Source organism: Microvirga sp. 2TAF3, from assembly GCF_052114965.1.
Lineage (GTDB): Bacteria > Pseudomonadota > Alphaproteobacteria > Rhizobiales > Beijerinckiaceae > Microvirga.
Genome location: NZ_JBFRFT010000036.1, coordinates 1 through 8,528 on the forward strand (window position 1 = coordinate 1; position 8,528 = coordinate 8,528).

The 8,528-nt window shown below is 50.6% G+C and carries 11 protein-coding genes; 7 read left to right on the forward strand and 4 right to left on the reverse strand.

Annotated elements, in window-relative coordinates:
- The first annotated feature begins 201 nt into the window (after positions 1-201).
- Genes AB4Y97_RS20640 through AB4Y97_RS20650 form a run of 3 tightly spaced genes read left to right on the forward strand, consistent with a single transcriptional unit; the run spans position 202 to position 2,574 of the window.
- A complete protein-coding gene (locus tag AB4Y97_RS20640; RefSeq protein WP_442000914.1) occupies positions 202-567 on the forward strand; it encodes a response regulator in 366 nt (121 codons plus the stop codon).
- Between the two features lie 52 nt (positions 568-619).
- Positions 620-1,717, forward strand: coding sequence for a protein-glutamate methylesterase/protein-glutamine glutaminase (locus tag AB4Y97_RS20645; protein WP_442000915.1), 1,098 nt, complete (start codon positions 620-622; stop codon positions 1,715-1,717).
- Entirely contained in the window at positions 1,714-2,574 is an 861-nt protein-coding gene (locus AB4Y97_RS20650; RefSeq protein WP_442000916.1) for a CheR family methyltransferase, read from the forward strand. The genes AB4Y97_RS20645 and AB4Y97_RS20650 overlap by 4 nt, the downstream gene beginning before the upstream one ends.
- A 1,379-nt stretch (positions 2,575-3,953) precedes the next feature.
- On the opposite strand, the gene AB4Y97_RS20655 is transcribed toward AB4Y97_RS20650, so the two are convergent.
- Together AB4Y97_RS20655 and AB4Y97_RS20660 are read right to left on the reverse strand one after the other, a co-directional pair.
- The gene (locus AB4Y97_RS20655) at positions 3,954-4,166 is read right to left on the reverse strand and encodes a dodecin family protein (RefSeq protein WP_442000917.1); all 213 of its coding nucleotides are present in this window, start codon (positions 4,164-4,166) and stop codon (positions 3,954-3,956) included.
- Between the two features lie 98 nt (positions 4,167-4,264).
- Positions 4,265-4,960, reverse strand: coding sequence for a CBS domain-containing protein (locus AB4Y97_RS20660; protein ID WP_442000918.1), 696 nt, complete (start codon positions 4,958-4,960; stop codon positions 4,265-4,267).
- A gap of 332 nt (positions 4,961-5,292) precedes the next feature.
- Between AB4Y97_RS20660 and AB4Y97_RS20665 the strand changes: the two genes are divergently transcribed.
- The gene (locus AB4Y97_RS20665; RefSeq protein WP_442000919.1) at positions 5,293-5,652 is read left to right on the forward strand and encodes an SPW repeat protein; all 360 of its coding nucleotides are present in this window, start codon (positions 5,293-5,295) and stop codon (positions 5,650-5,652) included.
- 105 nt (positions 5,653-5,757) lie between these two features.
- Complete coding sequence (locus tag AB4Y97_RS20670) at positions 5,758-5,976, forward strand: hypothetical protein (RefSeq protein ID WP_442000920.1); 219 nt, start codon at positions 5,758-5,760, stop codon at positions 5,974-5,976.
- Between the two features lie 286 nt (positions 5,977-6,262).
- Here the strand turns inward: AB4Y97_RS20670 and AB4Y97_RS20675 are convergent, their stop codons facing one another.
- Both AB4Y97_RS20675 and AB4Y97_RS20680 read right to left on the reverse strand, forming a co-directional pair.
- The gene (locus AB4Y97_RS20675) at positions 6,263-6,523 is read right to left on the reverse strand and encodes a BON domain-containing protein (RefSeq protein WP_442000921.1); all 261 of its coding nucleotides are present in this window, start codon (positions 6,521-6,523) and stop codon (positions 6,263-6,265) included.
- A gap of 208 nt (positions 6,524-6,731) precedes the next feature.
- Positions 6,732-7,184, reverse strand: a complete 453-nt coding sequence (locus AB4Y97_RS20680; RefSeq protein ID WP_442000922.1) for a host attachment protein — start codon at positions 7,182-7,184, stop codon at positions 6,732-6,734.
- Positions 7,185-7,529: 345 nt separating this feature from the next.
- On the opposite strand from AB4Y97_RS20680, the gene AB4Y97_RS20685 reads away from it, so the two are divergent.
- Both AB4Y97_RS20685 and AB4Y97_RS20690 read left to right on the forward strand, forming a co-directional pair.
- Complete coding sequence (locus AB4Y97_RS20685; RefSeq protein WP_442000923.1) at positions 7,530-7,922, forward strand: redoxin domain-containing protein; 393 nt, start codon at positions 7,530-7,532, stop codon at positions 7,920-7,922.
- 85 nt (positions 7,923-8,007) lie between these two features.
- Positions 8,008-8,199 (forward strand): thioredoxin domain-containing protein, encoded by a 192-nt coding sequence (locus tag AB4Y97_RS20690; RefSeq protein WP_442000924.1) that lies wholly within the window; start codon positions 8,008-8,010, stop codon positions 8,197-8,199.
- Positions 8,200-8,528 lie beyond the last annotated feature (329 nt).

The window sequence follows — 8,528 nt, forward strand, 5'->3', positions numbered from 1 at the left end:
TCCCGGCGGCTCATCTTGCATGACGCTGGGGCGGGCCGAGGGTTTTTCTTGAAGGATGCTGGGCCGATTTAACGTTTTGTAGATCATCGCCCCATTATTACTCAGCCTCGAAAATGACACTTTTTCCCCGGGCCAGCCATGCACGTTCTTGAGAGCTTGTGAGGCCCAACGTCAACTTACTTTATCGAGAAGTCCACGTCTGTGAAACATTGCCTGATCGTCGATGATTCCGCTGTCATCCGAAAGGTTGCGCGCCGTATTCTAGAAGACATGGCGTTCAGTCTTTCCGAAGCAGAGAACGGCAAGGAGGCACTGTCGTTGTGTCTATCTGCTATGCCGGATGTGGTGCTTCTGGATTGGAACATGCCCATCATGGATGGTTATGAGTTCCTAACGCATCTACGCCAATTGCCGGGCGGCGCGAGGCCCAAGATACTATTTTGCACCACCGAGAATGATGTCGCCCATATTGCGCGCGCGCTTCAAGCCGGAGCCGATGAGTACATCATGAAACCCTTCGATAGGGATATCCTGGTTGCGAAGCTTCAGGAAGTAGGCCTCGCATAGTGCCATATGCCACCGATGATCGAGGCATTGATTTAAGAATCGGATTTCAACAATGACTGTTTTATCTGCAGTTCAAACAAAGCCTTCCAGCCAGCTGCGAACGCGTGTCATGGTTGTCGATGACAGTGTTGTCGTCCGTGGTCTTATTACCCGCTGGTTGACAGAAGATAACTTTGACGTCGTTGCGACTGCATCAAACGGGCGCATAGCTCTCGAAGCTCTCGATCGCTTCGAGCCAGACATTGTGCTGCTCGATCTCGAAATGCCCGAAATGGATGGGGTCGATGCATTGCCTTTGCTTCTTAAGAGGCGGCCCGAGATGAAAGTGGTTGTCGTTTCGACGCTAACCCGGCGCAACGCCCAGATTTCGTTGAAGTGTCTTTCTTTGGGCGCGGCCGATTATCTGGCTAAACCCGAGGGGCAGAAGCAGGCGACAACGTCCGAAGATTTTCGCCGGGATCTTATCGAGAAGCTCAGGGTGCTGGCCGACAATGGACGGACGCCACTGGCTGTAGTGCCGCTTCCTGTCGACTCGGGCCACCTGGCTAAAAGATCATCTACCACTCGTCCAAGGTGTTTATTGATTGGCGCCTCCACCGGCGGGCCTCGCGCTGTGGAACAGGTGCTTGTCGGACTTGGCCCGGTCATTAAGCGGATCCCGGTTTTGATCGTCCAACATATGCCTGCTATGTTTACCGGGGTGTTTGCAGAGCATCTGAGCGCTCAAACAGGGATCTATGCTTGCGAGCCTGTTGATGGAGCGCCCCTCAAGGCAGGAACAGTCTTCATTGCACCTGGTGGGCGCCACATGGGACTCTCAATTGATCGCGGACATCCGATCATACGACTTGACGACGGTGCTCCGGTAAATTTTTGTCGGCCGGCTGTCGATGTCCTCTTTCGTGATGCGGCGAGCGTCTTTGGAGATTCTGCCCTTGCAGTCATCCTGACGGGCATGGGTTCTGACGGCACTCAAGGTGCACGTGACTTAGTTCGGTCGGGCAGTATCGTCCTTGCTCAAGATGAGGCTACCAGCATTGTCTGGGGCATGCCCGGCAGTGTAGCCAAGGCTGGCCTCGCTCAAGACGTTCTCCCTCTTGATACCATCGGACGTGTGCTTAAAAATTATATTACTGGAGCGCGTTCATGACCGAACTCGACTTCGAATTCCTCCGCGCATTCCTGAAAGCCCGCTCCGGTCTTTCTCTGCAGCCTGAAAAACGCTATCTCGTCGAGAGTCGGCTGAGCCCCGTATGCCGACGGTTTAAGATGGATAGCCTCTCAACTCTCGTCACTGGACTCAAGGGCGGTCGGGATTGCGTTCTCGAGAGTGCTGTCATCGAGGCAATGACGACGAATGAAACCTTCTTCTTTCGGGATAAGGCGCCGTTCGACCTTTTTCGTGATGTGCTATTGCCTCGATACCTTGCGGCTCGCGCAACGACGCGTCGCTTACGCATCTGGTGCGCTGCTGCATCAACGGGGCAGGAACCCTATTCTCTTGCCATGCTCCTCGATGAGGCGTCATCTCGTCTTTCTGGCTGGCGGATCGAGATCGTGGCCACGGATATCTCAATCGAGGTTCTGAATAAGGCGAGGATGGGTATTTATAACCAGTTCGAGGTACAGCGCGGGCTCTCAATCCAGTTGCTTCTGAAGTACTTCTCGCAAGTGGGCGACCAATGGCAGATTGCGCCACGAATCCGTGACATGGTGGACTTCCGGCCCCTCAACTTGATCAAGGATTTTGGTCACCTTGGTTCATTCGACATTGTGTATTGTCGCAACGTGCTGATTTACTTCGATAGCTCGATGAAGTCCGAAGTCTTGAACCGCTTAGCCGGTGCATTGACGCCGGATGGATCGATTGTCCTGGGCGCCGCAGAAACGGTTATTGGGCTGACAGATGCCTTAGTGCCAGATCCGGCCAACCGTGGTCTCTATGGTAAGTGCTCGCAGACCGCAGTCGGTGCGCGCAGGCCGCCGCTGCTCGCAGCGTCGCGCTGACACGATCAAGATCTCTCGCTTGGATTTGCCGATAACGGAAACTCGCGTTCTCATGGGCACACGGCAAGCTACCGACGTTTTTAGAACATTGCAAAAATATGTCCGTTCAAAGTCGCCGCTTCGGAAAATAATGTTCGAAGAAGACTTAGTAGATGATTTGAGCATCATATTATATAACGAAAAACATCCTATGTCACAACATGATGAATCGAAGAAAGATTAAATTGAAATTAAAGTGAAACCAATTGGTTTTTTCTGAGTTCTTTTAGGTTTGGAGGTTGGTAGTCTCCACGCGTAGCAAAAATATCCTCGGTAATAATTTCATTCGTGTGAGGGGCGCATACTCAGAAAGTCCAATGTTTGAGGGAAATATGCCTTTTTCTCTGGTGCTTCAGATCGGGCATGCACCTCTATTCTGGGGCAAAGCATTTCCTGAATGCTCACGAGAGGTTGTTCTCGACATAGAGAAAACAATCCCTGTTCCTAATCCTGCGGATCCGCTGAAAAATCCTCCGCCCGTACCTGATCATGGTCCGCAAGATCTGCCACCGCGGAGCCCGGGCGATATCCCACGACCTTCGCCTGAAGGTATTCCAACCGATGAGCCTTCATCTCCACCGGCACATCCCTTCGGCCCTCATGATCCTATCGAAAGGCGATCCCGCTTTCTCAATGATCTGCCGTAGGACAATAACCCAGAGAGCTTCCTGGCTGCCATCAAGCTGGGATCAGCCCAATCTGAATTCGCACTCATGAGGCCGCTGCCTAGAGTCTTTCCCGGCTATTCCGAGGCAGAGGGGCTTCTGCTTTGAGGCCTGTTGTAGCCTGCTTATCCCCAGACATGGAGGCCCGGCATGGCACGAATATACAGTCAGGGTATGCGTGATTGTGTGATCAGGACCGCGTTGAACAGCGTCTCGATGCGGCAGACCGCGGCCCGTTATGGCGTTAACGTCTCCACCGCCATTCTGTAGGTGCGCCGCGCTCGTGTCGGTGAGATGACGGCTCGCCATCAGGGCAGTCGAAAGACTCCAGGTTCGATGCATACACGACTTTTTCTGGAGGCTGATTGCGACCTCCTCGCATATTAGTCTTTACGAGATGCAGGTAAAGCTGAAGGAGCAACGTGACGTCTCAGCCGGCATCGGCAGGTTCTCGCGCTTCTTCCAGGCGCGGGACGGTGCAGGCAATAAAGTGTGCTCTGACTGTCATGGCGTCATATGGGCGGCGCGGTGTATCTGCCTTTCCTTGGTAGCGAAACGATCGGTCCCAAACCACTCAACGCTGCATGTGCTCGTGACCCGTCCGAGAAAGTAGAAATATTCTAGCTTCATTTTGCTGCGCAAATCATAAAAGTCATAGTCGATCGGTATTCCCAATCAGTCGGTTTCAGGCTCAAGTGCAAAGGTTATTTTTGCATTGATCCGGAAGGAACGGATGCCTTCTTCGCCGACCGAGGCTTCGAAGCTTTTAATGTAGATGGAGCGGATGTTGCGGACAGTTGCCGACGCTATTGTCACCGCTCTGCGCGCAGCATCTTCCCAGCCTTGGTCTGATTCAGCGAGCACTTCAATGACTTTGAGCATCGACATTGCAAGTCTCCTCATATGATTAAAATAGAAAGTGCATGCAAGCCGATGTCCAGGTCTCATCAAAATCTGCAAGAAACGCGAGTTAGATTGAAGAGAGATCAGTCTATCGCTCCACGTAGTGGCCAACGATAAAGATTATCTCTTACCCCTCTGACACCTGGGGTAGTTTCGGCTGCAATGCGAATTGCCTTGGCTTGTGCGTCCGAATTGACGGGACCCCAGAGATTAACGGTCCCATTGTCAACGGTTACAGTCAAAAGCCATGGCATGCCCCAAGGCTGGGAGCGTATATGATCGATAACTATCCTTCGAACATTTTGATCGTCCAAAGTTGAGCCCGTGCCTCGATTATTTCTCACGCTTGCAAAAGCCTGTAGCAAATTCGCCCGGCTAACGATGCCAATGATACTGTCATTGCGAATGATAGGAACGCGCTTGATCCCATTTCTTTCAAGTAAAGTTGCGACTTCGCTTAACGCAGTATCCTCCTTTGCGGTGACGACGTCGGTTGTCATCACGTCTGATACCCGCAATGCATGCGCCTTGATGAAATCACTTCCTTGGGATTCGGTTGAGCTGAAAAGCGACAGCCACCAAGAACGGTGCTTTTCCGTTCCGATCTCAGCACGACGCATCAAGTCCCCTTCGCTGACAATGCCAACGAGATGTCCCTTTCTGTCGATTACAGGCGCACCGCTGATGCGATGTTCGAGTAAGATGCGCGCAGTCTCCCCAACCGTCGTATCAGGACGTACCGTAATGACATCTGTAATCATGATGTCCGAAGCTTGCATAGAATGAGCTCTCCAACGGCATCAATTTATCAGCCCTGCTGGATTGAGGATTGATCTTTATCAACAGCGGACACCAAATGCCCATCTGGCTGAAAACTGATATAAAATTAAAGAAATTGTTTGATAAATAGTATATATTGTATTAGTAATTGTTCGTATATAAAATTGAACTATTCAAACTATTGATTGAATAGACGTTTTAGCAAAATTTATTTGTTGAAATTTTTATAACTAAGCGCAATTTGATCTACGTCAAAATCTTGGTTGCTGCTCCATATGAGAATCAGGAAATCCCTTATAGAGGGAAGGTTTTTTCCTAATAGGAGGTGTCTATGCCCTTTTGGGAAAGTCGTAATGATAAAGCTCTCAACATAATAATGATTATCCTTGGTGGTATCCTTTTCGTTGCGCCCTGGGTGTTTGGCTTCAGAGGGGAGGCGCTCGCGGCATGGAATGCTTGGCTCAGCGGGGCAATTGCCGCGCTTATTGCGATAATGGCAGTGTCCCAGATTTATGATTGGGAAGAATGGCTCGACTTGATTGTCGGCCTTTGGATTACAGTATCTCCGTGGCTTCTGGACTTTTCTGGAGTTCGCCGTGCCATGTTGGTGCACGTCGTCATTGGATTCGGAGTTATCGCTCTGGCAGCCTTGGAATTGAGCCGCCTCTATCAAAATCCAAATGCGCCCTGAGGTGTAGACCTTAGACTTGATTTCATGTGGCGATCGAGCGTCAGGTTAAATCGAGTCCGTTAGCCAAGGTAGGTGAAACTCATTCTGGATTGGGAGCGCAAGCTCATGGCTGATCCCGTCGAAATGGCTATCAAAGCCCGGAAGCGACTGGTTGATCGAAGGCGCGCTATTATTGAGGATGTCGCATCCGTTGATCGGGTATCGATAGATTACGCAACGGATCTTAAAATCATCCAAGACGCAATCGATGTCATCGACAAGGCGATCGGGGAAGAGCAAGTTACTCAATCCGAATTTTACGATGAAAATTCTGGGACAGATTAGTTTGATTGCCGCACATCAAAGGTATTAGGAAATGGGAATCCTTCTATTAAGGGGGTTACATATTATCGGCGATCAAGGAAACTCATTCATCGTAAGGTAGCTTTGGCCGATCTAAATCAGATTGATAGTCAGCAGCCGGTGTATAATTTCATATCCAGCTTCGTTAATTCAGAAGTGCAGATATGTCGGACGGGCCTGTAGAAAAAGACGTCACGCTTGAGACCTGGCGCGTTCAGGAGGTTGTCGGAGTTACTCGCAGTCTAGAAGATCTTTGCGCTCTGGTCGATCAATTGGCACGTATAGGCTTCGATCGAAGTGATATCGACTTGAAGGCAAGGCGTGACGCAGCTCTGCAAGAGTAGGGAGGACATATTTCACTGTCAGTGGCGACCCCAACGATGCCGGCCACGCGCTTGGCGTCGGACTCTGCCTCCCATTCTTCATTGAAGTTCTTGACGAAGCCAGTCAACGTAACGGCGCCGTTCTTTACGGACACGCCAATATCGGTTGCGTCAATGTCAGAATCCCACTTGAATTCCAGTTCCACACTCCTTTTATGTCACCTTCAGCGTGCTTGTTCAGCTAACCTTTTGCTCAGGCAGCGAAGGGGGCACAAATGCCCTTCTTTGAATGTGAGGCATGGATAAGTTGTTGCCATGATCTGCATCAGTCGTATTACACATGCTGTGATAAGGTAAACGACTAGCAGTATTCGAGGGCCGAGATGATTGCTAATCATCCTTGAAATCGAAACTTCATACAATAGTCAAATTACGTTGAATTTCCGAGATTGGGAGATTGGTAAGGTCCTTGTCGATCTCCAGGGCAATCATTTTCTTAATCTGCTCTGGCATGGCGTGTCGTAGGTATGACAAAGTGCGCGGCGGGGCGACAAGCATCAACTCCCTAAGTTCCTGTAATTGATGAATAGTCTGAATAGCCGCCACAACCTTCTCGGCAAACCGGCGCTCAGTTAACTCATGCCAATCCGTTTGAGACACGGCGCTGCGCATGGTTCCCATGCTTTGAAAGGAGCGGCCTGGACGATCTGTGCCCTGCTCGTGAGTTGGGGGATTTTCGCCAGCCTCCAGGACTTGTTTCAACGCCAATTGAGGATGAAGCACCGTGCCAGTATTGATCAGGAGAAGGGCCTTTCTCCCGTCGCCGACAGCGACTAATCCGCGAGACTTCATGGTAGGCATGGCCATCTCTCTTCCACTTCACAAGCCATATAATTTGGGGGCAAAGGCCTTCGCGTCGATCGGAAGTTCGTAATATGTATGCGCTTTGAAGTGTATTCTTTCGCGATAGAAAAACAGGTTTAATTGTTCAGTTTTCCCCCGGCTATGCCTTGATCTAGATCAAATCTATGCCTCGGTGCGTATATTTCTCTGCGAATGAGGGCGGATAATATTTTTTGAGCTGATTTAAATCAGGGCGTTCTGAACGCCTTGCCTCAGGATTGCTGAACATGGATATCAGCATATGCTCCTCTAATTGATGTGAACGAATGAAGCGAGGTGCTCGAAACACGAGCGCAGGAGGATTGGAAAATGTCTCAGAACCTTTCTCCAAGAATTCCCGGCCTCGGATTTACTTTCCGCGTTATTCCTGATCAGGACATCTCTCTTGAAGGGTCTAGTAGAAGGCTTGTCATCCTGGCTTTCTATCCGGCCGATTGGAGTCCTGTTTGTGGCGACCAAATGGTACTCTACAGTCAAGTCCGTTCAGAGCTCCAAAAGTATGGGGCTGAGATATTGGAAATTTCAGTCAATGGCGTCTGGTTCCGCAAAGCTTTTGTAGAACATTGTAATTTGCATTTCCCGTTGCTGGCTGATTTCGAGCCTAAGGGCGCAGTCGCCAAACAATATGAAACTTATCGGAACAAGGAAGGCGCGTTCGAGCGCGCACTCTTTTTCCTCGACAAGAATGGGGTCATCTTCTGAAGTTATCGCTCGCCAATTGCTGTCAACACAGGAGCTGATGGTATTCTTGACGCATTAGAGCGATTATCGCACGAGGAGAAAGGCCATGGCCGAATTGAAAGTGCCAGTCACGCTCACTGATCATATTCAAGGTGACATACGCGCCCCGGTGGTTCTCGTCGAATATGGGGATTATGAGTGCCCGCATTGTGGGGTTGCTTACCCTATCGTAAAAAGCCATAAAGCAGAGTTTGGGGCGTCAGCTTGCTTTCGTGTTCCGACATTTTCCCTTGTCTGAGGTTCACCCACACGCGGAAAGCGCGGAGTTCGCGGGAGACCATCGGAATTTCTCGGATATGCATGATCTCTTATTCGAGAACCAAGAGCGACTAGGGCTACCTCTGTATTTTTCGATCACGAAATCGCTAGGGCTCTCCGAGGAGAAACTGAAGGAGGCGCCTGCCGAGGGGGTTTACGCTCCTAGAGCGCCGGACTGGAAATTCGGCTCCTGGGTTTTGGCCTGGTGCGATCTGTGATTCACTTGCTGGAACGGGAGGTGGATCATGGGTCACTGCTATTCTCTCGATCTTCGGGTGCGCGTCGCCGACTTTGTCGCGGCGGGCCATT

What these genes read in the sequence shown, in the direction of transcription:
- AB4Y97_RS20645 (WP_442000915.1), top strand. Translation starts at nt 620, where the DNA reads ATGACTGTTTTATCTGCAGTTCAAACAAAGCCTTCCAGCCAGCTGCGA.
- AB4Y97_RS20650 (WP_442000916.1), top strand. Translation starts at nt 1,714, where the DNA reads ATGACCGAACTCGACTTCGAATTCCTCCGCGCATTCCTGAAAGCCCGC.
- AB4Y97_RS20655 (WP_442000917.1), bottom strand. Translation starts at nt 4,166, where the DNA reads ATGTCGATGCTCAAAGTCATTGAAGTGCTCGCTGAATCAGACCAAGGC.
- AB4Y97_RS20660 (WP_442000918.1), bottom strand. Translation starts at nt 4,960, where the DNA reads ATGCAAGCTTCGGACATCATGATTACAGATGTCATTACGGTACGTCCT.
- AB4Y97_RS20665 (WP_442000919.1), top strand. Translation starts at nt 5,293, where the DNA reads ATGCCCTTTTGGGAAAGTCGTAATGATAAAGCTCTCAACATAATAATG.
- AB4Y97_RS20670 (WP_442000920.1), top strand. Translation starts at nt 5,758, where the DNA reads ATGGCTGATCCCGTCGAAATGGCTATCAAAGCCCGGAAGCGACTGGTT.
- AB4Y97_RS20680 (WP_442000922.1), bottom strand. Translation starts at nt 7,184, where the DNA reads ATGGCCATGCCTACCATGAAGTCTCGCGGATTAGTCGCTGTCGGCGAC.
- AB4Y97_RS20685 (WP_442000923.1), top strand. Translation starts at nt 7,530, where the DNA reads ATGTCTCAGAACCTTTCTCCAAGAATTCCCGGCCTCGGATTTACTTTC.
- AB4Y97_RS20690 (WP_442000924.1), top strand. Translation starts at nt 8,008, where the DNA reads ATGGCCGAATTGAAAGTGCCAGTCACGCTCACTGATCATATTCAAGGT.